Here is a 23783-nt window from a genome sequence, read left to right as displayed (position 1 = left end):
CAAGTGATATAAGTGAGGTAAAAATTGCTATGAAACTGATTGGTGCTCATGTTTCTGCTGCTGGTGGGGTATTTAATGCGCCAGTAAATGCTGAAAAAATTGGTGCGAATGCTTTTGCTCTATTTACTAAAAATCAGCGTCAGTGGGTGGCTAAGCCGTTAGAGGCGGATGTTATTGCTGCGTTTAAAGCGCGTTGTTCTCAATTAGAGTTTAATGCCAATGCTATTTTGCCACATGACTCTTATTTGATTAATTTAGGTGCACCAGAGGCTGAAAAGTTAGAAAAATCGCGTGCTGCTTTTATTGATGAAATGTCGCGTTGTAAACAGCTTGGATTGCACCTTTTGAACTTCCATCCGGGGAGTCATTTAAAAAAAATTTCTGAAAAAGAGTGTTTAAAGCTGATTGCTGAGTCAATAAATCTTGCGCATGAACAAGTAAGTGATGTGGTTGCAGTGATCGAAAATACGGCGGGACAAGGTTCAAATTTAGGTTGGCAGTTTGAACATTTAGCGGAAATCATCGATCAAGTTAAAGATAAAACGCGGGTAGGTGTCTGTATTGATACCTGCCATACCTTTGCGGCTGGATATGATTTACGTACTGAAACTGCTGCAGATCGAACGTTTGCTGAATTTGATGATGTTGTTGGAATGCAATATCTCCGAGGTATGCACTTAAATGATTCCAAAGGTGATTTAGGGAGTCATTTAGATCGCCACCATAGTCTAGGTGAAGGAGTGATTGGCTGGGATTGTTTCCGCTATATCATGCAAGATGATCGTTTTAATCATATGCCTCTTATTTTAGAAACGATTAATCCTGATATTTGGCATCAAGAAATTGCGACATTACGTGATTTTGCCGCTAAAAAATAAGTGGCTATAAATGAAGGCGTCGACTATTTGTCTCGCCTGTGAGCTGATTTTGATATTCTTACTGAGTAAATTCTATTGATGAGGAAGTACTTATGACCGCTAGCTGGTCTACATTTATCGAGCAACAACGAGCACAAGCGTATTTTTCTGAGATTGAACAGGCGGTTGACGCTGCTCGTGCATCAGGAAAAGTGGTATTTCCTCCTCAAGAAGATATTTTTAATGCATTTATCTCGACGCCATTAGAGCAAACCAAGGTCGTGATTTTAGGACAAGATCCTTACCATGGGCCAAAGCAAGCTCATGGTTTAAGTTTCTCTGTACTCCCGGGTGTTAAAACGCCACCGTCATTGGCGAATATGTATAAAGAATTAGCCACTGATATTGAAGGTTTTGTAGTGCCTGAACATGGTTATTTGCAGCCGTGGGCAGAGCAAGGTGTTTTATTACTTAATACCGTCCTAACAGTAGAACAAGGGAACGCGCATTCCCACGCTAAGATTGGTTGGGAAACATTTACCGATCGTGCGATTGAGTACATTAACGATAATACAGAAGGAGTGATCTTCTTACTGTGGGGTGCACATGCTCAGAAAAAAGGTAAAAAGATAAATACCGAGCGTCATCATGTTTTACATTCTGCGCATCCATCACCGTTATCTGCATATCGGGGTTTCTTTGGTTGTCAGCATTTTTCTAAAACCAATCAGTTACTCGCTGAAATGGGAAAATCAGCGATTAATTGGCAGTTATAAACGAATTTATTTCGGTAAACAAAACGCCAGCAAAATGCTGGCGTTTAATTTTTTCGTCTGGAACGGTTTGTTAAAAGTCGAATTCATCGGCATTGTAACTGCCGCACATATCCATATCTTGAAGCTCACGGCGAAGTCGTTGACGATCTTTTAAGGCTTCAATTTCACGCCATTTACGTTTTTCAGGTTTTGCTCGAGAGCGACGAGAGACGGTTTCTGTTGTGAACATATCATCAAATGCAAAGCTATCCATAAAGCACCTCTTCCTATGATATAGCTAACTATAAGCTACAAGGTCATTAATTATCACAATATGGGGTAGAGTAAAATTGAAGTGTTTCTCATTTGTTGCTTAAAGATGAAATTTTTATGTGCTAAAAGTCAAATATATCCTTTTTATGACCGAAAATGTAAGAAAACAACTCGCGGTAAGGCTTTATTTATGTTTGGATTTAGTGGGAGGGTTTTAGATATTTACTTAAAAAATATACCCTTAGTGTATTTCATGTGATAATGAATGAAATTTTTTGATATATCCCATCATAATAGGTCTATACAAATAAAAGAGGAAATATCAATGTGCAATTGCTTTATTTGGTTACTAAATTGTAATGATTTAGTTTGAGTTGGTGAAGATGAATACCACATCCACTGCCATTATTTATTCAATACGTACTGCGTTGTAGAAGGAACCCACTTGTCCAGCCAAATTACCTTTTTAAATGACTTACTCTGGGGCTCGGTATTAATTTATTTACTGATAGGAGTCGGTATTTACTTCACCTACCGTTTGAGCTTTATCCAGTTCCGTCATTTTGGCCATATGTTTAAGGTGATGAAAAACAGTCGCAAATCAGACAGTGCAGGCATTTCTTCCTTCCAAGCATTATGTACGAGCTTAGCGGCTAGAGTCGGCACTGGTAATATGGCGGGAGTAGCCGTAGCTTTAACTTTGGGTGGCCCTGGCGCGATCTTTTGGATGTGGCTGATCGCTATGCTTGGTATGGCGACCGCTTTTGCAGAAAGTGCATTAGCTCAGCTTTATAAAACCCGTGATGATGATGGTAATTATCGTGGTGGTCCTGCGTATTATATGGAAAAAGGATTAGGCATGCGCTGGATGGGCGTTATGTTCTCGGTCTTTTTGATCATTGCTTTTGGCTTAGTGTTTAACTCGGTTCAAGCTAACTCGATAAGTCAGGCTGCTCACGTCGCTTTTGGCTGGTCACCGATATATGTTGGTATTGGACTTGTGATCATGACGGGAGTCATCATTTTTGGTGGTTTGCGTACTATTGCAAGAACCGCGGAAATTTTAGTTCCTGCCATGGCATTATGTTATCTGTTGCTTGCCCTTTATATTATGGCGATCAACATTGAAAAACTGCCCGAAATTATCATGATGATTTTTCGCAGTGCTTTCGGTCTAGAAGAAGCCGCATCGGGCGCATTGGGATATACCATCGCTCAAGGAATGATTAATGGATTAAAGCGTGGTTTATTTTCGAATGAAGCTGGCATGGGATCAGCACCGAATGCGGCAGCATCTGCAACACCTTATCCGCCTCATCCCGCCTCGCAAGGATATGTGCAAATGCTTGGTGTGTTTATGGATACAATGGTGATCTGTTCATCTACTGTCGCGATTATTTTGATGTCAGGCGAATATGTCCCTCATAGTGAGGTGACAGGGATTGAGTTAACTCAGCGCGCTTTGAGTTCACAAGTCGGTGACTGGGGCTCTGTGTTTATCGCTATTGCAATTTTCTTCTTTGCGTTTACATCGCTCGTTGCTAATTATTCCTATGCTGAAACCAACCTTATTTTTCTTGAGCATAACCATAAAATCGGATTGAATATTTTTCGTGTTGTGGTGCTATTTATGGTGATGTTTGGGGCGTTAGCTGATCTTCCAACGGTATGGGCAATGGCGGATGTATCAATGGGGATGATGGCACTGATTAACTTAGTCGCGATAGTTTTACTGTCAGGCACTGTGGTGAAGTTGGCAACTGATTATAATAAACAGTTATCGCTTGGTAAGGTACCGACGTTTGATAGCAATGATTATCCAGAGCTACATGCACAACTGGAAGAAGGGATCTGGGATAAGCAGAAATCCTAATCATTGTTAAAGCCTATTATTGAAATAACTAAAGCCACTTAGTTTCTAAGTGGCTTTTTTATTGTTTAGTGGTAGTCTTTTTGTGTCAGACTTTAAAGGAAAAAGCCTTATGTTAATTGTGGTTTCCCCCGCTAAAACCCTTGATTATGAATCGCCATTGGCAACATCAACCTATACTTTGCCAGAGCTTACGGATCACTCTGCTGAACTGATTGATGTATGTCGTGAGCTTACGCCAATGGATATTGCAAGCTTGATGAAAGTAAGCGATAAAATTGCAGGTTTAAATGCTGCTCGTTTTGCTGAGTGGCAGCCACAATTTACGCAAGACAATGCCCGTCAGGCAATATTGGCTTTTAAAGGTGATGTGTATACCGGCCTTGCGGCTGAAACCATGACAGAAGAACAGTTTGCTTATGCTCAACAGCATTTACGTATGCTTTCTGGTTTATATGGTTTATTGCGTCCATTAGATTTGATGCAACCTTACCGCTTAGAGATGGGTACGAAATTGGCGAACCCTCGCGGCACTAACTTATATCAATTTTGGGGTGATATTATTACCGATAAATTGAACCAAGCATTAGTAGAGCAGGGCGATGATATTCTGATCAACCTTGCATCTAACGAATATTTTAAATCGGTCAAACCGAAGAAATTGAATGCTCAACTGATCACGCCAGTTTTTAAAGACTGTAAGAACGGTAATTATAAAGTGATCAGCTTTTACGCCAAAAAAGCTCGTGGCATGATGGCGCGTTACATTCTTGATAATCAAATCACATCGATTGAAGCGTTAAAAGAATTTGATACCGCAGGTTATTACTTTGTAGAATCGGAATCAACGGCGAAAGAATTCGTATTTAAGCGAGAAGAACAATAGTTCTTTAATATTGTTTTGAAAAAAGGCCAACTCCTGAGAGTTGGCCTTTTTATTTTATCTATATAGTAAAAGAGAAAATTATGATTTGGCTTGGCCTTTTTTTGCCGCTTGTTTGATTTTCTTTTTCGCTTTCGCTTCTTTTACTTTTTTACTCACTTTTTTCTTTTTCTTGGCCGTGTTTGCTTTTTTGGTCTGTGGACGTAGGCCAGGAATAAAGCGTTCTTGCACTTCTTCTTTCATGTAGCGGCTGATACGTTCAATCATGCTTTGGTCATGTGCTTCCACCAATGAGATTGCCGTTCCTTTCTTACCAGCTCGCGCAGTACGACCAATACGGTGTACATAAACTTCAGCTGTTCGTGGTAGATCAAAGTTGATCACATGGCTAACATCAGGTAAATCAATACCACGTGCTGCAACGTCTGTCGCAATCAGTACGTTAACAACACCATCACGAAAACGAGTGATCATGTTTGTACGTGCAGCCTGTGCCATTTCACCTTGGATCCAGTTACAAGGGATCCCCATGGCTTCTAGTTGACCACGAAGGATACCTAGACGCTCACGTGTTTTCACAAAGATAATCGTACGTTCTGCTTGTTCTTTAATGATGTTTTCTAACAGAGCAAGCTTGTGATCCATGTTGTCACAACGAAGGTACATTTGATGGATCTTTTTACGTTCGCGGCGAGAAGGATCTGCATTAACTTCAACAGGTTCATTTAAAATTGTTTCTGAAAACTCACGTACACCTTTACCTTCTAAGGTAGCGGAGAACAATAAGCTTTGACGACGCCAGCGACACTCATGGTTAAGACGCTCAACAATTTTACCAAAGCCCATGTCTAGCATGCGATCGGCTTCATCAAGGATCAAACATTCGATAGCACGACAGTCAAACTTTTCAGCTTCAATGTACTCCATAAGACGACCCGGTGTTGCTACCACGATATCCTGAGTTTTACCCAGCATTTCGGCATGTTCGTCATATGAGATACCGCCGGTGATGGTAAATACTTTTAGTGTTGTATATTTTGCTAATGCTCTTGCTTGATCGGCAACTTGAATAGCAAGTTCACGCGTTGGCGTTAAGATCAGAATACGTGCAGGTCCTGGTCTTTTGCGTGGAAAATCTTGCAAGTGTTGGATCATCGGTAGAAGAAAGGCTGCTGTTTTTCCGGTCCCTGTTGGCGCAGAAGCCATTACATCTTTACCGTCAAGGGCATGAGGGATAGCCTGCGCTTGAACCACTGTTGGGCGGCTATAGCCGATTTCTTCAATTGCTCGTAACAGCTCGCTATCTAACTCTAATTCGGAAAAGTCTTTCACCAGTTATCTCTCCCAAGACAAATGCTATGTGTCGTTATCGTATGCCAATTGCAAAGAATAACAACAAGGGTATTAAATATTTAAGGGGCGGCATTATAGCCACTCTTGGCGTAAGTGACACCGATTAAAACATAAAAACTTCAATCATTGATGATTATTACAACGTCTACATGGTATATAAATGTCCTTTTAGGTTACATTTTTAGATAGAACCCTTTCGTTAATGCTTTGAATTCAATTGAATAATCACCATCTTTATGAATACAAAGGTGAGATGAAGTACAGATTTGTTTCTTTTTACTTAATTGTAGAAGTAGTCGAATAGGTGCTTTTTTCTCGGTGCTTTGGACATCGCAACTTTCGATACAGTGTAAATGATATTCAGCCGCGGCTTCAATTAAGCGCTGTCCTTCGTAACTTGGCAAGATAATACTGGCGATCCCTTCTTCTGTGAGTAGCCATTGAAGCGTTTTAAGTAGCTGTTGATGGCTAAATGTATCGGTATGTCGAGCAGTGGCACGGTGTGATTGTTCTGCTTGCTGACCAAAGTTGAAATAGGGGGGATTACAAACAATCGCATTAACACTGTTAGGGGGCTGTGTATGTCGCCATTCAGTGACATCTTGTTCAATACACTGTAAGCGTTGATGCCAAGGTGAATTTATGAAATTTTGGCGTGCTGCCGCTGCGGCTTGTGGATCTATTTCGATAGCTTCGATAGTAATAGGTAAAGTTAACGTGCTTGTTCGCTGTGCGGCCATAAGTGCTAATAAACCACTGCCGGTACCAATATCAACCACTCTACCTTGTTGAGGCATGGCAGCCCATGCTCCTAGCAATACACCATCGGTACTGATTGGCATTCCGCAGCCTAAATCATTGACGTGAAATTGTTTAAAGCTAAAGCCGCGTGACATGGCTATTTCTTCCTGTGTTTTGAACTAAATAATGGAATAAACGATTAATCGTAATGGTTATAACGCTAACCATCACAGTTGCTTGGTTATTGAACGTTTTTTGTTTCGATATGGTTAACTGTTATGTTTGAATTTTGTTTATATATTAATCTTTTGTTTTTAATTGGTGTTATGTTCTTATTTATTGGCTCTTGATGGTTCTTTGTTTTGCGTTTAACCCTTTATGTATGGATTATGTGGTGTTTATTTCTACACTATTGCCAAGAATGCTGTTTTTATCCATTATGTTTTCGTTGGTTATATATGTTTAATTTTGTAGTCAACGCAGATAATTATAAAAACACAACACATAACCCATAGAAGAGTGGAAGGTGCAGTTTGAAAAAGACACTCAAAGTAACAGACATTATAGCGTTAGGTTTTATGACTTTCGCTTTCTTTCTTGGTGCTGGGAATATTATTTTTCCACCATTAGCGGGTCAACTTGCCGGTGAAAATATGCTTTCGGCTATGTTTGGCTTTTTAGTCACAGCCGTTGGTCTACCTTTAATTGGTATTATTGCCGTTGCAATGGCGGGTGGGGGCTGGCAGGGGTTAACACGTGATTTACCCTCAAAAATCGCAACATTAATGGCGGTGTTGATTTTTATTATTATTGGTCCTGCTTTTGCTGCGCCGCGTACAGGTTTAGTCGCTTATGAAATGGCAGTAAAACCATTTATGGCTGCAGACGCTGGTCAAGCAAGCTTAACGACTTTTTCTGTGATCTTTTTTGCAGTAGCCCTATTTTTTGCTTGGTCTCGTGGCAAGCTGATCGACATGATTGGTAAGTTCTTAACACCTGCACTGTTTATCGTATTGGCTGTACTGGCCATTGCGGTATTTGTAAATCCACAAGGTTTGATTGTTGCAGCACAGGGTGAGTATGTAACACAGGCATTTACTAAAGGTTTCCTTGAAGGCTATAACACCATGGATACTTTCGCAGCCTTGATGTTTGGTATGCTGATTGTTGATGTGATCCGCAGTAAAGGTGTTAGTGATGAAAAGACAACCTGTACCTACCTGATCTACGCCGGTCTTATTGCTGCAGCAGGCTTAGCCTTTGTATATATCTCATTATTTTACTTAGGCGCGACAAGTACAGCGATTACACCTAATGCGGGTAATGGTGGCGTTATCTTAACGGGCTATGTGATGGCATTATTTGGTGCGCCGGGTCAGGTAATCCTATCTGCAATTGTATTACTTGCCTGTTTAACAACTGCGATCGGTTTGATCAGTGCATGTGCAGATTACTTCAGCTCTTTAACATCATTGTCTTACAAAAAGTGGGCGGTGATCTTAGCGGTAATATGTGCAGTAGTAGCCAATGTGGGCTTAAACCAGTTGATTGCGTTATCAGTACCTGTGTTATTTGCTTTGTATCCTGTTGCTATTGCACTGGTCGCATTAACCTTAGTACGTAAATGGTTACCGAATCCACGTTTAGCATACCGTGTTGTGCTGTTGGTTTCTTTTATCTTTAGCATGATTGATGTGGCGAAGTACCTGAAGTTTGATGTATCAATGTTCAGTGATTTACCACTATTTAATTATGGTATGGGTTGGGTGTTACCTACTTTGATTGCGCTTGCGATCACGCGCTTTATCGGTGGCAAATCGATGGGGCCACAAGATAAGTTAGCGTAAGTTCACTGTTGAAATAAACATAGAAAAGGGATGTCATGTGCATCCCTTTTTATCGATATACGATTTGTGATTGCTCACAGGGTCTCGGCGTACTCAAGCATAATTTGCTCACACCATTGGGTGATTCGCTGGTCGGAGAGTTCATATTGACCATCTTCATCTAACGCTAAACCAACAAAAAATTGTTTATCTTCTGTAAGGGCTTTTGATGCTTCAAATTGGTAGCTATCATCATTAGGCCAATAGCCAATAAATTGAACGTCTGCTTCTAATAGTTTGTCATGCAGCATTCCCATCGCATCAAGGTACCACTCGGTGTAGCCTTCTTGATCGCCTAAGCCAAACAATGCAATGGTTTTATTGGTTAAACGTAATCCATCAAGCTGCTGCCACACGGCTTCCCAATCTTCTTGCAGTTCACCAAAGTCCCAAGTTGAGATACCTAAAATAAGCATATCAAACTGGTTCATCTCACTGATGTCTGCTTCTTTTATATTACGCAGTTCAATCAGTTCAGTACCAATACAATCACGGATCTTTTCTGCTGCCATTTCGGTATAGCAGGTGGTTGAGCCATAAAACAAACCGATTTTCATGCTGAGTATCCTAGTATTTTTATTTATTGTTTGAGTGTACCTGTAATGACCTTACAAGCTCAATAAAGTGAATAAAAGCATCCAACATTTTTTCGCTTATTATCTGTTGTAATAAGCCTCGTTACTTTTGGTTTAAAATACCCTATGATGAATAAAGTACTGTGTTTTTATCCATGTGTTCAAGCTTTGCTAACACAGGTTTTGGAGTGATAAATGGAAAACGATGACGTTATTATCGAACGTTTTCTGGATGCGATGTGGATGGAGCGAGGATTATCTGAAAATACCTTGTCGTCTTACCGCAATGATTTAACCAAGCTATTACGCTGGTTAAAACAAGAGTCACGTAATGTCATCAGTGTTTCAGTTGATGATTTACAGCGTTATCAACAATGGCTATTTGATAAAGATTATAAGCAAACCTCACGTGCACGTATGGTTTCTGCGATTCGTCGTTTATTTCAATATTTACATCGTGAAAAGATGCGCGACGATGATCCGAGTGCGATGCTAGTGACACCTAAGTTACCTAAACGTTTACCCAAAGATTTAAGTGAAGCGCAAGTCGATGCGTTATTAGAAGCGCCCGATGTTAATGATCCGATTGAACTACGCGATAAAGCGATGCTTGAATTATTGTATGCAACAGGCTTGCGTGTAACCGAGCTCGTGACATTAACAATGGAAAATATTAGTTTGCGCCAAGGTGTTGTGCGGATCACTGGTAAAGGTGATAAAGAGCGATTAGTCCCGATGGGAGAAAATGCCGTCGATTGGATTGAACAATTTATTGAAACAGGGCGTCCGCAACTACTGGGAGAAAAAAGCTCTGATGTGTTATTTCCTAGTCGCCGAGCAAGACAAATGACCCGTCAAACCTTTTGGCATCGGATTAAACACTATGCTGTTTTAGCTGGAATTGACGCAGATACATTATCACCTCACGTGATGCGTCACGCCTTTGCAACGCACTTATTAAATTACGGTGCGGATCTTCGTGTGGTACAAATGTTGCTAGGACATAGTGACCTATCAACCACACAAATTTATACCCATGTTGCAACGGAAAGGTTAAAACAATTACACCAAACTCACCATCCTCGCGCATAATTGTGAGAGAGTGTTAGGTAAATTAGTGAATACTATTTGCGTTCCGTTAGAGTTAACTTATTCTTGCCTAACAAATGATAGTAGAAAATTTGAAACTATTTTACGATGGATTAGGTCTCATAAATATTGAGAATATCATCATTAATTAAGGATAAATTAAATGCACTTTATCAGCCGAACAATTGTGGCAACAGCGGTTGCTTTAACGGCTTTTTCAGCGGCAGCGAAGCCAGATGAAGCGGCGATTAGTCAGCAACTTGCTAAAATAGGCTTAACCCCTTCATCGATTGAAGCGTCTCCGATTTCTGGATTAAATGAAATCATGACAGAGCGTGGCATTGTTTATGCTTCTGATGATGGTAAGTATTTTGTCGTTGGCCACTTATACGAAAATAATGGTGCGCAGCCTGTTAACTTAACAGAGCAAAAAATGGCAAAAATGAACAAGGATAAAATTGCAGCGATGGAAAAAGACATGATTGTCTATCCTGCAAAGAACGAAAAATATGTCGTTACCGTGTTCACCGATACAAGCTGTGGTTACTGTCGTAAGTTGCATAATGAGATCAAAGGATATAATGACGAAGGCATTACTGTTCGTTATTTAGCTTTCCCTCGTGGTGGTGAGCGTTCTAGCAACTTTAATCAAATGAGTGCGATCTGGGGTGCTAAAGATCGTGCAAAAGCGATGGATGATGCGAAGAGTGGCAACTTTGATACAAGTAAGATCACACCTCGTCCTGATTTAGTGCGTGCACAATACGAGCTTGGTGTCGCAATGGGTGTGAACGGTACGCCTGCTATTGTTCTCGCTGATGGTACGATGATCCCTGGTTATCAGCCGCCTGCGGCATTACGTCAGCTACTTGATAGCCAACCAAAAAGCTAATTTATCGTAGCCGATGATGGAATAATAGAAAGCCTGAGCATTATGTTCAGGCTTTTTTGTTATAGGCTATTTCGTTACTATGAAAAGATAATAATACTGATAAGAAGCCTGATTATGATTGAAATTAAACGTCGCCCTTTAGCAGATACTGAGGGGTTCTCAGATCAAATCCCTCCGATCTTACAACGTATTTATGCTAGCCGTGGGATCAAAAATGATGCTGAGTTAGAGCGTAGTGCCAAGGGGCTACTTAATTACAATCAGCTTCATGGTATGGCTAGTGCAGTTCAGTTGTTAGTGGATGCACTTTCGCAAAACACACGAATTATCATTGTTGGTGATTTTGATGCTGATGGTGCAACAAGTTCAGCATTATCTGTGTTAGCGCTTCGTATGCTCGGCTGTAAAAATGTTGATTATTTAGTGCCTAACCGTTTCGACGATGGATATGGCCTGAGTCCTGAAGTGGTTGAACAAGCCATTGAACGTGGCGCAGAGCTAATTATGACCGTGGATAACGGGGTATCTTCGATTGCTGGCGTTGCGGTAGCGAAAGAAAAAGGCTTGACCGTATTAGTTACCGATCACCATTTGCCAGGTGATTGTTTACCGATCGCTGATGCGATTGTTAATCCAAATTTGAATGAGTGTGGGTTTCCATCTAAAGCGCTATGTGGTGTCGGGGTTGCTTTCTACCTCATGTTGGCACTACGCGCTGAATTGCGTCAGAGAGGCTGGTTTGAACAGCAAGGCATCGCCATGCCTAATTTGGCTGAATTACTCGATTTAGTCGCACTGGGAACTGTAGCTGATGTCGTTGCACTTGATGGCAATAACCGTATTTTAGTACATCAAGGCTTACAACGTATTCGTGCGGGTAAGTGTCGTCCTGGTATTCAAGCGCTAATTGAGGTTGCCAATCGCGATCCAGCACGTTTAGTGACTAGTGACTTAGGGTTTGCTTTAGGGCCTCGTATTAATGCCGCAGGACGATTAGATGATATGTCGTTTGGGGTTGAACTCCTGTTGTGTGACAACATTCAATCAGCGCGTCGTATGGCATCAGAGCTAGATGGCTTAAATCAGACTCGAAAAGAAATAGAGCAGGGCATGAAAGATGAGGCCTTAGCGATTTGTGAGCGTTTGAAGTTTAATCAGCAAGATATGCCTTATGGTTTAGTGCTATTCCAGCGCGATTGGCACCAAGGTGTGATTGGTATTTTAGCCTCACGTATTAAAGATAAATATCATCGCCCAGTGATCGCATTTGCCGATGCGGGTAACGGTGAGATTAAAGGCTCATGTCGCTCAATTCCAGGATTACATATGCGTGATGCGCTAGATCTTGTCGATACTCAAAATCCTGGGATGATTTTGAAATTTGGTGGTCACGCGATGGCAGCTGGGCTTACTATCCCTGAAGATAAACTAGATGCTTTTAGTAAAGCTTTTGATGCGGTGGTACGCAATGTACTTGATGAAGAAGCGCTAAAAGGGGTATTGATGACAGATGGTGAGTTAGGCTGTCATGAATTAAACCTAGATGTCGCTGAAATTCTTCGTGCTGGTGGTCCTTGGGGGCAACAATTCCCTGAGCCAACCTTTGATGGCACTTTTCGATTATTACACCAAAAGTTAGTGGGCGGTAAACACCTTAAAATGATGGTAGAGCCTCTAGGTGGCGGTACTGTGATTGATGCGATTGCCTTTAATGTGGATGTGAAACGTTGGCCTGATGCATCGGTTCAACAAGTTGAATTGGTTTACCGTTTAGATGTTAATGAATACCGAGGTAATCGCAGTGTGCAACTGATGGTTGAAGATTTAATCGCGAAATAAGTATTATTTTCAACTTTTGACGGTCAATACCATAATGGCGAGATGTTCAAGGCAGATAAAGTCTAGAATCTCGCCATTTTATTATTAATTTTCTTATAACCTTTCTCTCCCTCTGTATATTCTATCTACAATTCGATAGAATCTTTCGGTTATGTCCATTTCGACAATGAAGAGTGGCAATGTTCGAGATTAATCCTATTAAAAACCGACTTGAGGATGTGTCAGCACGTACTGATACCCTTAGGGGGTACCTTTGACTACGATGCTAAGAAAGAGCGTCTAGAAGAGGTAAACGCAGAATTAGAGCAACCAGATGTATGGAATGAACCTGATCGAGCGCAAGCGTTAGGTAAAGAGCGTGCATCACTGGAAGCTGTAGTTGAAACCATTGACCTACTAGATCAAGGCGTTGAAGACGTTGAAGGTTTATTAGAGCTGGCGGTGGAAGAAAACGATCAAGAAACATTTGATGAGATTGAACCTGAGTTAGCTGAGCTTGAAGCTAAGTTAGCTAAGTTAGAGTTTCGTCGTATGTTTGCAGGCGATCACGATGCTTCTGATTGTTACCTTGACCTTCAGGCAGGATCTGGTGGTACAGAAGCACAAGATTGGACTTCAATGATGCTACGCATGTATTTGCGTTGGGCTGATGCCAAAGGTTTTAAAACCGAAATCATTGAAATCTCTGATGGTGATGTTGCTGGTCTGAAATCGGTTACCGTTCGAATCAGCGGAGAGTATGCTTATGGCTGGTTACGTACTGAAACAGGCGTTCACCGTTTAGTGCGTAAGTCGCCATTTGATTCAGGTGGTCGTCGTCATACTTCTTTTGCTTCAGCATTCGTTTATCCTGAAATTGATGACAATATCGTGATTGATATTAACCCATCAGATTTACGTATTGACGTATACCGTGCATCAGGCGCGGGTGGTCAGCACGTTAACACCACGGAATCTGCGGTACGTATTACCCACCTTCCAACTAACATTGTGGTGCAGTGTCAGAACGATCGCTCTCAGCATAAAAACAAAGATCAGGCAATGAAGCAGTTAAAAGCGAAATTGTTTGAATATGAAATGCAGAAGCAAAATGCTGAAAAGCAAGCCAGTGAAGATACCAAATCCGACATTGGTTGGGGTAGTCAAATTCGTTCATACGTATTAGATGACTCCCGCATTAAAGATTTACGTACTGGGGTGGAAAATCGTAACACCCAAGCAGTACTGGACGGTGATTTAGACCGTTTTATAGAAGCAAGCCTGAAATCAGGTCTTTAACCGAATTCCGGTAAAAATTTAAGGGTTACCCCATGACTGATCAATTACAAGATGAGAATAAGCTGATTGCTGAGCGTCGCGCTAAATTAGATATGATCCGCGAGAACTGCAAAGCAAATGGCCACCCCAATGATTTCCGTCGCGATAGCTTAGCGGCAGATCTAAATGCAAAATACGGCGAAATGACCAAAGAAGAGCTTGAAGATGCGGGTCATGTATTTGCAATCGCGGGTCGTATTATGGCTAAGCGTGGTCCTTTCTTAGCTATTCAAGATGTATCTGGTCGTATTCAAGCTTACGCATCAAAAGATGTGCAGAAAGAGCTAAAAGAGAAGTATTCAGGCTTAGATATCGGTGACATTATCGGTATTAAAGGTGCCCTTCATAAGTCAGGTAAAGGTGATCTTTACGTGAATATGGATGAGTACGAGCTGCTTACAAAAGCACTGCGTCCTTTACCTGAAAAATTCCATGGCTTAACTGACCAAGAAATGCGTTACCGTCAGCGTTACGTTGATCTTATTGTTAACGACGATTCACGTCATGCATTTGTGGTTCGTTCAAAAGTGGTATCTGCGATTCGTAGCTTCATGGTAACGAAAGGCTTCATGGAAGTTGAAACACCAATGATGCATGTGATCCCTGGTGGTGCAACAGCACGTCCATTTATCACACACCATAACGCACTAGATATCGATATGTACCTACGCGTTGCCCCAGAGCTTTACCTTAAGCGTCTAGTGGTTGGTGGTTTTGAGCGTGTATTCGAAATCAACCGTAACTTCCGTAACGAAGGTCTATCTCCTCGTCATAACCCTGAATTCACTATGATGGAATTCTACATGGCGTACGCAGATTACAACGATCTGATGGATCTGACAGAAGAAATGCTAAGTAGCATCGCGATTGACGTTCTTGGTTCTTCTAAAATGCCATACGGTGAGTTTGAAGTTGAATTTGCAGGTCCATACACACGTATGAGCATGCTAGATGCTATCAAACAGTACAACCCTGAGCACGCAGAGATCCAAGCATTAACTTATGAAGGAGTTGCTGATCGTGAGCTAATGGTGAAGATTGCTAAATCTGTACACGTTGATGTTGAAGATTTCTGGACTTGTGGTCAGCTGCTAGAAGAGATCTTCGGTGAAACTGCTGAACCTCAACTAATGCAACCAACTTTCATTACTGAGTACCCAGCAGATATTTCTCCACTTGCTCGTCGTAATGATGAAAACCCATTCATTACTGACCGTTTTGAATTCTTCATCGGTGGTCGTGAAGTGGCGAATGGTTTCTCTGAGCTTAATGATGCACAAGATCAAGACCAACGCTTTAAAGCGCAGGTTGATGCTAAAGATGCGGGTGATGATGAAGCAATGTACTACGATGCAGATTACATTACTGCGCTAGAGCACGGCTTACCACCAACAGCAGGTCAAGGTATTGGTATCGATCGCCTAGTGATGTTATTTACCAATACACACACTATCCGTGACGTGATCCTATTCCCTGCAATGCGTCCTCAAAGCAACTAATTCTATGCTTTGATATAAAAAACCACCGTTTAGCGGTGGTTTTTTTTGCTAAAAACAAACTTGATTAACAGTTTACTTACATTTAATGGTGCTATTTTTTAATTTGTTGCATTAAAAGTGAATGTGATTTTTAGAATAATTCATTAAGATTGTGATGTATTTCGACAAAATGTAACTTTAAAGATAAAAAATAGATGCATACTTTGAATTTGATAGTAAACATGTTGCGCACTGGTGTGGCGTGCATATAGTATTGTTAAGTATTTGGTGCGGTTACTATTAATACACATTACAACAACAGTCGTGCTACGTAATAACGTTATCAAGGGCGATTAGGGATGGATAAACGAAATAAGATCGGGGCAGCGAATTCAATTGTTGTCTTTGGCGGAGTGAATCAAAAGTGGCTTCCATCAATGGAGGCGGCTGGATGGTCATGTCACCGTTGTTATGATTTACGCGCAGCAGAATCTTTATTGTTAGAAATGGGCCCCTGTGTAGGTGTTGTTGATCTAAGTAATGATGATTTCAGTTTGCATAGCTTAGCTGCACTTGTGAATCGTAATAAGCAAGTACGCTGGATAGCGATTGTGCGTGATGAACAATTAAATAATGAAGCAATAAGCCAATTTATTGTGAATTTTTGCTTAGATTATTTTTCTACTCCTGTTCCTTGTGAGCGACTAAAACAAACTATTGGTCACCAAAGTGGAATGCTAGCATTAGAGCGTCAAGTTTGGCCTCAGTTAGGCCAGTTTGGGCAACAAGGTTTGCAAGGTAATACGCCGGTGATGAAGAAACTTCGTGATCAAGTTAAGCGTGTTGCATTAAGTGACGTACCTGTTTTAATCAATGGTGAAATTGGGACTGGAAAATTAGTAGTAGCAGAAGCATTACATCAAGCTTCGGTTCGAGCCAAAAAGCCGCTAGTACGTGTTAATTGTGAAAATTTACAAGCCGGGTGGATAAATGAGGTTGGACAAAATTCTTATCTCGATTATGCCAATAACGGTGTGTTAGTACTTAATGAGTTTACTTTACTTGCAGATGATCGAAAAAAAGAAGTACTGAAAATACTCAGTGATGGTGTCTATTATCATCCTGATGGCAGTATTTTAACGTTAGATATCCGTTTTATAGCCACCAGTAGCCATAACTTTGAAGATCTATCAGAGTTAGATACATTAACTCGAGATTTGTATTTTAGATTAAATGTAGTGTCACTAACGGTGCCTGCTTTACGTGAAAGAGGCGGTGATATTGTATTACTAGCAGAGTTTTTACTCTTAAAATATGCAAGGCAATATAATAGTGTTGCTAAAACGTTTTCTGAACAAGCTAAAGCGATGTTGCTTCAATATCAATGGCCTGGCAATGTCCGTGAATTAATTAGTCAAATCAAGCGTTCAGTATTACTGGTTGAAACTAAGTGTATAGAAGCGGATCATTTAGATATTCCCCGGGTTACTGAAGATAAGCAAAGTTTAAAGAAAATTCGTGAAGAATCGGAACGAACGGCGCTATTAACCGTATTAGAAAATAATAAAGGTCAAATATCAGCAGCAGCGAGAGAGCTAGGTGTATCTCGCGCCACTATGTATCGATTACTGAATAAGCATGACTTGATCCCACCTCCTCGTTGTTTCCGCCAAGGTTAATATCATTTAGCTTTTATTGATTAATACAACAGCGACCGAAAGGTGGCTGTTTTTGTTTTAGAGCTAAATATCATTCTCTCTACCAATATTATATAAACGTTTATGCTGATATTTAATGAAAATGTTGGTTTTAAATTAGTCTATAGCGAATAAAAATAGAATCTTATAGCATAAAAACATGTAGTTACAGTGATGGCGTAAATTTACTTGTTATGTGTTAACGATTAGTTAATATTGGTTTTAAGCATATCTTACCGATTTGAAAATGTCGGACTCTTTAGCAAAGAAGAATGACATGGTTAGAGTGCGAATCTTAATTTAAAACCAAGGAGAATGTCATTATGCGCCAGTCTGTGTATATCCGATTTGCTATTTTTTAAATCCAACAAGATGTTAAACGAGAAGAGGCGTTATGGCGACATCAGCAACGTCGAGTTAGTGTCTATTTACCTGTTTTTTCTCCTCACTTACTGCGTGATGTGGGTGTTGAGAGTGATGGACGTATTGCATTGAGTCATCTTGTTCATGCCGAGCGTAAAGTTCGTCATCTTAGACGAACATTAAGATTTAGACACAACACGTAAGGAGTAAGGCCAGCAAGTATCTTTACTTGCTGGCCAACCTTTACGTGATATTCAAAACCTAAGGGCAAGGGTTTGAGTATTGAATACCAACTTGCTCTAAATCTGTCATGACTTCTTCAGAAAGCATGAGATCAATACTGTTTATATTGTTTTCTAGTTGCTCCAGTGTAGTGGCACCTATGATATTTGCCGCAACAAAAGGACGTTGGTTAACAAACGCGAGTGCCATTTGGGCGGGATCAAGTCCGTGCTTATTAGCGACATCAATATAAGCTTGTGTAGCTTGAATACCTTGCTGATTAAAATAGCGTGAAAAGCGAGGAAACTCAGTGCATCGCGCCCCTTTAGGCTTGGCATTATTTAAGTATTTACCGCTTAATGCGCCAAAAGCTAATGGGGAATAGGCGAGTAGCTCTACACCTTCATGATGGCTAATTTCAGAAAGTCCCACTTCAAAACTACGGTTAAGTAAATTGTAGGGATTTTGAATAGATACGATTCTTGGTAGATTGTGTTTTTCTGCGAGTTGCAGGTAAGACATAACTCCCCAAGGGGTTTCATTGGAAACGCCGATATATCTAATTTTTCCTGCTGTGACTAACTCACTTAATGCCTCTAGTGTTTCAATTAACGTAACACCAGAATGATCTTCTTCATAATGGTAGTTTAACTTACCAAAACAATTGGTTTGTCGTTGAGGCCAGTGCAGCTGGTAGAGATCGATATAATCGGTTTTTAACCGTATTAAACTATCATTCACTGCATCATGAATATGACGTCGATTAAGCGACATATTGTCACGAATATAGGGAACATTGCGTGGGCCTGCCACTTTGGTTGCAATAACAACTCTATCTCGTAATTGCGTTTTTTCTAGCCAATTACCAATATAACTTTCTGTTAAGCCTTGGGTACTAGCATTCGGTGGAACGGGATACATTTCAGCGGTATCAATAAAATTAATACCGTGCTCGAAAGCCAGATCTAATTGGCTATGGGCTTCATCCTCATTATTTTGTTCACCAAATGTCATGGTACCGAGGCAGATCTTACTGATCTCTAAATTAGAATGCGGGATCGTATGGTATTTCATTCGCTGTCCATGCCATTAATGTCTTTTATTTGACTATAGCTTGAAGCATTTGGACTGAGAAGTGCAATTAAATATAAAATGAATATTATATTACGAACTTGATAGAAGGAGAAAACTGACACATAGTTAATATTAGATCTTTTTTTAGTGTGGATAAACAATGAAGCTATCTCAATTAAAGCCATGGCTTAAAGCGTCGCCAGATAAAATCCCACATTGTGTACTAACCTGTTATGCGGGGTATTCTGATTATCTGATGGAAATTGAATATAAGCATCAGTTACACCCCCTTAAAGATGAGCAAGATAATTTACTGCATTTTAAGACGATTGAGCAGGCGCAAGTATTACTGAAATCTATTGGGATAAGTAATATGACGTTACGTTTAACTGATCCCTATGATGAATTCTTACCAGAAGGGATCACGGCTGCTTGTGAAGAAGATATGGTACTGTATTTTTAGTCCAGTGCTGTAACGCAGCACATAGCTTAAATAAAGTATCGAGCTAAAATTTCTGCGGTGAAGTGTGTTTTTAAATAAAAACCACGAGGTAATGTTTTGATAGGCTGTCCATTTTCGCCGTAAGCTTCTGTGAGTACTTTACTATTTGCCGCTTTTGGTCGTAATTGCAGTACCTCGCCATGGCGTGCTGTGATGTGCTCGACTTGGCCGAGTACGATCATATCCATCAATTCTTCCCAGTCTTGTTTTAACTGCGCATCTTCGTCTATCGATGGACTCCATATTAACGGTGATCCAACATGGCGTTCAGCTATGGGAATATCACGTTCACCTTCGACTGGGATCCATAATACCCGTGAGAGCTTATGACGAATATGGCTCGTTTCCCATCGTAATCCTTGTACCCCAATTAAAGGGGCGACACAGACAAATGTGGTTTCTAATGGTTTACCATTATAGCCAATAGGGATTGTTTTAAGCTCAATACCAAGATCGATAAAGTCAGGAACGGGTTTACTTCCCGCTGTTGCACCTAAATGCCATTCCAACAATTGCCCAACCCATCCTTTGTCTCTTTTTAGATCTGCTGGTGGAATAATGCCAGCAAGATCGGCTAATTCTCCAAGCGTTAATCCTGCTAGTTGTTGGGCACGATTGAGTAGTTCTTGTTCAGTGAGGGGGGCCGATGGTTGCTCAGGTTTTGGCATAGTGCTAGGTGATGATCATGATCTAAAATAAGAAGAGTAAAGATCATAACATAGCTTTTTCCTGTTTGAGTGGGTAAATATAGAGAAAAGGATCATTTAAAAAGATATCCACAGAATATTTTTATGAAATATTTTTTTTGATGTGAACTGTTTAAATAGACAGGCTTAAGTTGCTGTTTTATTCACCTTGGTTATCTTATGCTCGATCCTTTTTTTTGTATGGTGTGGATAAAACCAAAATTGATTGATCTTTAACCGATCGTTTTTTTGAGATGTGAATATTCTATTTATTTAAATTTATTATGAATCTTAAATTCTGTTAAAGTCTTGATTTTTAAGTTTTTTAAATTTTAATTTTTGGTGTTTTATTGCTATTCATTAAATGATAATTATATATAAAATCGAGGTTTTTTTATTTTCTGCACAAATCTATCCACAGAAAGAGTGAATAAATGTGGGGGATGTCTCATTTAGATGTTTATAACCTCTAGTGTGGAGAGGAGTTATCCCAAATTTGAGGTTTAGTTAGGAAAATATCACGATCTGATCGAATCTTTGTTTACCGATCACCTCTACTATGAAAAAATCACTATTAATAGATATTTATACTTGAGGTCGTCCAGTGATTGATGGCGATGGATACCGCCCTAATGTAGGGATCGTTATCTGCAATAGCCATGGCCAGGTATTTTGGGCTCGACGATATGGACAACATTCTTGGCAGTTTCCGCAAGGTGGTATTGATGATGGTGAAACACCAGAGCAAGCCATGTTCCGTGAATTGTACGAAGAAGTAGGATTAACCAAAAAAGATGTCAGGATAATTGCGTCAAGCCGTCATTGGCTTCGTTATAAATTACCTAAACGTTTAGTGCGGTGGGATTCGAAACCTGTTTGTATCGGGCAGAAACAGAAATGGTTTTTGTTGAGCTTGGAGTGCGATGAGTCCAAGGTCAATATGCAGCGAGGTGCTACTCCTGAATTTGATGGGTGGCGATGGGTAAGTTATTGGTATCCAGTTCGACAGGTCGTTTCGTTTAAGCGTGATGTTTACCGTCGCGCACTTAAAGAATTTGCACCTGTAGCCATGCCTTTTAAAGAATGGAAAGAGCGAAAATTCAAGCGTAATAATAAAAAGTAAATAAGGTAATACGGTAATATAGAGGTTATTGGCAATATAGAAGGATAATAAGGCTCGTTATGCTGACACAGCTTAGAGAGATAGTTGACAAGGTTGTCAGCGCCCAGACCTTGATAGAAGCGCTAGATCAATTAGTGATGAGCACTTGTCAGGCAATGAAAACAGATTGTTGTTCGGTCTATATTGCTAATCATGAGCGTCAGCTTTATACATTGATGGCAACGCAAGGGCTGCATAAATCACAGCGGCGTGTAAGTTTACGCTTTAACCAAGGTCTAGTTGGTCTTGTGGGGCGTAGTGCTGAGCTCGTTAATGTTGCTGATGCTCGTGTACACCCTCATTTTAAACATCTCCCAGGGATCGGAGAAGAATCCTTTCGATCGTTCTTTGGCACGCCTATCATTCATCAGCGCCAAGTACTTGGTGTCCTTGTTGTACAGCAACGAGAAAAGCGGGAATTTAATGAAAGTGAAGAATCTTTCTTAGTTACCCTTGCTGCTCAATTATCAGGTATTTTAGCTCACGCGAAAGCACAAGGAATGTGGTTTGATCAAGGTAATAAATTGCACCTTACTGGATCAGCTGCTTCTGCTGGTGTTGCTGTTGCTAAAGCATGGTGGGACGATACCCAACCACTATTAGAACACGTTGCTCCCACGTCTTGTCTTGATGTTAATTTTGAGCAAGAACGTTTAACTATCGCGATAGAAGCGGCCAGTACAGAGTTTCGACGTTTACGTAAACGTTTTGATAGTGAACTGCAAAAAGAAACCCTCGCCATTTTTGATTTATTCAGCCATTTACTCAATGATCCTATGCTGCGCAAAGATCTGAAAGCCCGTATTGCTTGTGGTGATCAGGCTGAATGGGCTGTGCGTCAAGTGGTTGAATCCTATTCCGCTCGTTTTGCGAATATGAAAGATCAATATCTCAAAGAGCGTGCACAAGATATTCGCGAGTTAGGCCAGCGCTTATTGTTCTTTTTACGTGATGAAGAAGTCGATGAGTTGCAGTGGGATGAACCTGTGGTGTTATTAACCCGAGAGTTAACAGCAGCGATGCTTGCAACAGTTCCTTTAGGAAAGTTAGCAGCGGTTGTTGCTCAAGAGGGGGCCGCCAACTCACACGCTGCTATTTTGTCTAGAGCACTCGGTATCCCTGCTATTATGGGGGTCGACTTTGTTCCTCATATGGTACATAACAATTTAGTTATTGTTGATGGTTACCGTGGTGATTTTCTTGTTAACCCTAATCGTCATGTATTAATTGAATATCGCCGTTTATTGCGGGAAGAGCAAGAGCTAGCCAAAACGGTTGAAGGTGATTTAGATAAAGAAGCCTATACCAAAGATAATCAACGGATCATGGTCCACTTAAATGCAGGTTTAAGTGCTGATACCAGTATTGCGGTTAATAAAGGGGTTGACGGGGTTGGCTTATATCGCACCGAAGTGCCTTTTTTACTGCAACGTAGTTTTCCTTCAGAAGATGAACAAATTAATCAATATCGTTCTATTTTACAGACCTATCCCGACCAAACCGTTGTGATGCGAACGCTCGATATTGGAGGCGATAAACCGTTACCGTATTTAACGATAGAGGAAGATAATCCTTTTTTAGGTTGGCGTGGGATCCGTTTTACCTTAGATCATCCCGAGATTTTTTTAATTCAAGTCAGAGCGATGTTACGTGCCAGTATCGGCCTGAATAATATGGATATATTGCTTCCGATGATCTCCGGGATAGCAGAACTTGATGAAGCCAAAATATTAATTGAGCGCGCCTATCAGGAAGTGGCTGCTCAATATGATGGTGAGTTAAGAAAACCACGTTTAGGTATCATGATTGAAGTACCGTCAATGCTTTATCAGCTCCATACGTTAGCCGATAAAGTTGATTTTATTTCAGTCGGTAGTAATGATTTAACTCAATATTTGCTTGCCGTTGATCGTAATAACTCTCGTGTCGCCAATGTTTATGATGCGCTTCATCCTGCTGTTTTAAATGCGTTAAAACATATTATCGATAGTGCAGAGCGTTACCAAATTCCAGTGTGTGTTTGTGGTGAGTTAGCTGGAGATCCGGTTGGTGCAATTTTATTAGTCGGAATGGGGTATCGATCATTGAGTATGAATACCCGTAATGTAGCCAAAATAAAATATATATTACGTCATGTCTCAGCACTTGATATGGCGCAATTGGCGGATGATGTTCTCGCGGTACATTTATCTTGTGAAGTAAGGGATAGAACAACGTTGTTTGTCGAGCAGCATGGTTTAGGTGGATTTATCCGCGCGGGTAAGTAGAA

20 protein-coding genes are annotated in these 23783 nt (G+C 40.6%); 14 read left to right on the top strand and 6 right to left on the bottom strand.

The window, feature by feature from the left end:
• Nucleotides 1-29: 29 nt before the first annotated feature.
• Nucleotides 30-878: a deoxyribonuclease IV gene (gene nfo / locus CTN01_RS12995; RefSeq protein WP_045149190.1), complete on the top strand. Its 849-nt coding sequence runs from the start codon at nucleotides 30-32 to the stop codon at nucleotides 876-878.
• A 92-nt stretch (nucleotides 879-970) separates the two neighbouring features.
• Entirely contained in the window at nucleotides 971-1633 is a 663-nt protein-coding gene (gene ung / locus CTN01_RS12990) for a uracil-DNA glycosylase (RefSeq protein ID WP_045083724.1), read from the top strand.
• Nucleotides 1634-1703: 70 nt separating this feature from the next.
• On the opposite strand, the gene CTN01_RS12985 is transcribed toward ung, so the two are convergent.
• Nucleotides 1704-1886: a DUF3545 family protein gene (locus CTN01_RS12985; protein WP_005369686.1), complete on the bottom strand. Its 183-nt coding sequence runs from the start codon at nucleotides 1884-1886 to the stop codon at nucleotides 1704-1706.
• Nucleotides 1887-2330: 444 nt separating this feature from the next.
• On the opposite strand from CTN01_RS12985, the gene CTN01_RS12980 reads away from it, so the two are divergent.
• Together CTN01_RS12980 and yaaA are read left to right on the top strand one after the other, a co-directional pair.
• Nucleotides 2331-3758, top strand: coding sequence for an alanine/glycine:cation symporter family protein (locus CTN01_RS12980; RefSeq protein ID WP_045083725.1), 1428 nt, complete (start codon nucleotides 2331-2333; stop codon nucleotides 3756-3758).
• A 109-nt stretch (nucleotides 3759-3867) separates the two neighbouring features.
• Complete coding sequence (gene yaaA / locus CTN01_RS12975) at nucleotides 3868-4641, top strand: peroxide stress protein YaaA (protein ID WP_045083726.1); 774 nt, start codon at nucleotides 3868-3870, stop codon at nucleotides 4639-4641.
• A gap of 78 nt (nucleotides 4642-4719) precedes the next feature.
• On the opposite strand, the gene srmB is transcribed toward yaaA, so the two are convergent.
• A complete protein-coding gene (gene srmB, locus CTN01_RS12970) occupies nucleotides 4720-5970 on the bottom strand; it encodes an ATP-dependent RNA helicase SrmB (protein ID WP_045083727.1) in 1251 nt (416 codons plus the stop codon).
• A gap of 194 nt (nucleotides 5971-6164) precedes the next feature.
• Entirely contained in the window at nucleotides 6165-6887 is a 723-nt protein-coding gene (locus CTN01_RS12965; RefSeq protein WP_045149132.1) for a tRNA1(Val) (adenine(37)-N6)-methyltransferase, read from the bottom strand.
• 378 nt (nucleotides 6888-7265) lie between these two features.
• Here CTN01_RS12965 and brnQ point away from each other — a divergent pair, with 378 nt between their 5' ends.
• Nucleotides 7266-8579 (top strand): branched-chain amino acid transport system II carrier protein, encoded by a 1314-nt coding sequence (gene brnQ, locus CTN01_RS12960; RefSeq protein WP_045149134.1) that lies wholly within the window; start codon nucleotides 7266-7268, stop codon nucleotides 8577-8579.
• Between the two features lie 74 nt (nucleotides 8580-8653).
• Here the strand turns inward: brnQ and fldB are convergent, their stop codons facing one another.
• A complete protein-coding gene (fldB, locus tag CTN01_RS12955; RefSeq protein ID WP_045128359.1) occupies nucleotides 8654-9175 on the bottom strand; it encodes a flavodoxin FldB in 522 nt (173 codons plus the stop codon).
• A 213-nt stretch (nucleotides 9176-9388) separates the two neighbouring features.
• On the opposite strand from fldB, the gene xerD reads away from it, so the two are divergent.
• The 6 genes from xerD (at nucleotide 9389) to CTN01_RS12925 (ending at nucleotide 17487) form a co-directional block, all read left to right on the top strand.
• Entirely contained in the window at nucleotides 9389-10285 is an 897-nt protein-coding gene (gene xerD, locus CTN01_RS12950) for a site-specific tyrosine recombinase XerD (protein ID WP_005369667.1), read from the top strand.
• 160 nt (nucleotides 10286-10445) lie between these two features.
• Nucleotides 10446-11174, top strand: a complete 729-nt coding sequence (gene dsbC / locus CTN01_RS12945; RefSeq protein WP_045083731.1) for a bifunctional protein-disulfide isomerase/oxidoreductase DsbC — start codon at nucleotides 10446-10448, stop codon at nucleotides 11172-11174.
• A gap of 114 nt (nucleotides 11175-11288) precedes the next feature.
• A complete protein-coding gene (gene recJ, locus CTN01_RS12940; RefSeq protein WP_045149135.1) occupies nucleotides 11289-13013 on the top strand; it encodes a single-stranded-DNA-specific exonuclease RecJ in 1725 nt (574 codons plus the stop codon).
• Nucleotides 13014-13192: 179 nt separating this feature from the next.
• A protein-coding gene (gene prfB / locus CTN01_RS12935) for a peptide chain release factor 2 (RefSeq protein WP_105059510.1) occupies nucleotides 13193-14291 on the top strand; the annotation gives its coding sequence in 2 pieces (ribosomal slippage) (nucleotides 13193-13267 and nucleotides 13269-14291; 1098 coding nt in all).
• A gap of 32 nt (nucleotides 14292-14323) precedes the next feature.
• The gene (lysS, locus tag CTN01_RS12930; protein ID WP_045128360.1) at nucleotides 14324-15829 is read left to right on the top strand and encodes a lysine--tRNA ligase; all 1506 of its coding nucleotides are present in this window, start codon (nucleotides 14324-14326) and stop codon (nucleotides 15827-15829) included.
• A gap of 338 nt (nucleotides 15830-16167) precedes the next feature.
• A complete protein-coding gene (locus CTN01_RS12925; protein ID WP_045149136.1) occupies nucleotides 16168-17487 on the top strand; it encodes a sigma-54-dependent transcriptional regulator in 1320 nt (439 codons plus the stop codon).
• Nucleotides 17488-18129: 642 nt separating this feature from the next.
• Here CTN01_RS12925 and CTN01_RS12915 read toward each other — a convergent pair.
• On the bottom strand, nucleotides 18130-19164 hold the full coding sequence (locus CTN01_RS12915; RefSeq protein WP_045149137.1) for an NADP(H)-dependent aldo-keto reductase: 1035 nt from the start codon (nucleotides 19162-19164) through the stop codon (nucleotides 18130-18132).
• A 160-nt stretch (nucleotides 19165-19324) separates the two neighbouring features.
• Here CTN01_RS12915 and CTN01_RS12910 point away from each other — a divergent pair, with 160 nt between their 5' ends.
• On the top strand, nucleotides 19325-19627 hold the full coding sequence (locus CTN01_RS12910; protein WP_005369652.1) for a DUF6482 family protein: 303 nt from the start codon (nucleotides 19325-19327) through the stop codon (nucleotides 19625-19627).
• A gap of 26 nt (nucleotides 19628-19653) precedes the next feature.
• Here the strand turns inward: CTN01_RS12910 and mutH are convergent, their stop codons facing one another.
• Nucleotides 19654-20334, bottom strand: coding sequence for a DNA mismatch repair endonuclease MutH (gene mutH, locus CTN01_RS12905; protein WP_045149138.1), 681 nt, complete (start codon nucleotides 20332-20334; stop codon nucleotides 19654-19656).
• Nucleotides 20335-20956: 622 nt separating this feature from the next.
• On the opposite strand from mutH, the gene rppH reads away from it, so the two are divergent.
• On the top strand, nucleotides 20957-21475 hold the full coding sequence (gene rppH / locus CTN01_RS12900) for an RNA pyrophosphohydrolase (RefSeq protein WP_005369648.1): 519 nt from the start codon (nucleotides 20957-20959) through the stop codon (nucleotides 21473-21475).
• A 59-nt stretch (nucleotides 21476-21534) separates the two neighbouring features.
• Nucleotides 21535-23781, top strand: a complete 2247-nt coding sequence (gene ptsP, locus CTN01_RS12895) for a phosphoenolpyruvate--protein phosphotransferase (protein ID WP_107188456.1) — start codon at nucleotides 21535-21537, stop codon at nucleotides 23779-23781.
• Nucleotides 23782-23783: the final 2 nt, after the last annotated feature.

This window comes from Photobacterium angustum, assembly GCF_003026365.1.
Classification (GTDB): domain Bacteria; phylum Pseudomonadota; class Gammaproteobacteria; order Enterobacterales; family Vibrionaceae; genus Photobacterium; species Photobacterium angustum.
The sequence above is the reverse complement of the archived record's forward strand: the minus strand, read 5'-3'. Positions and strand labels throughout refer to the sequence as shown.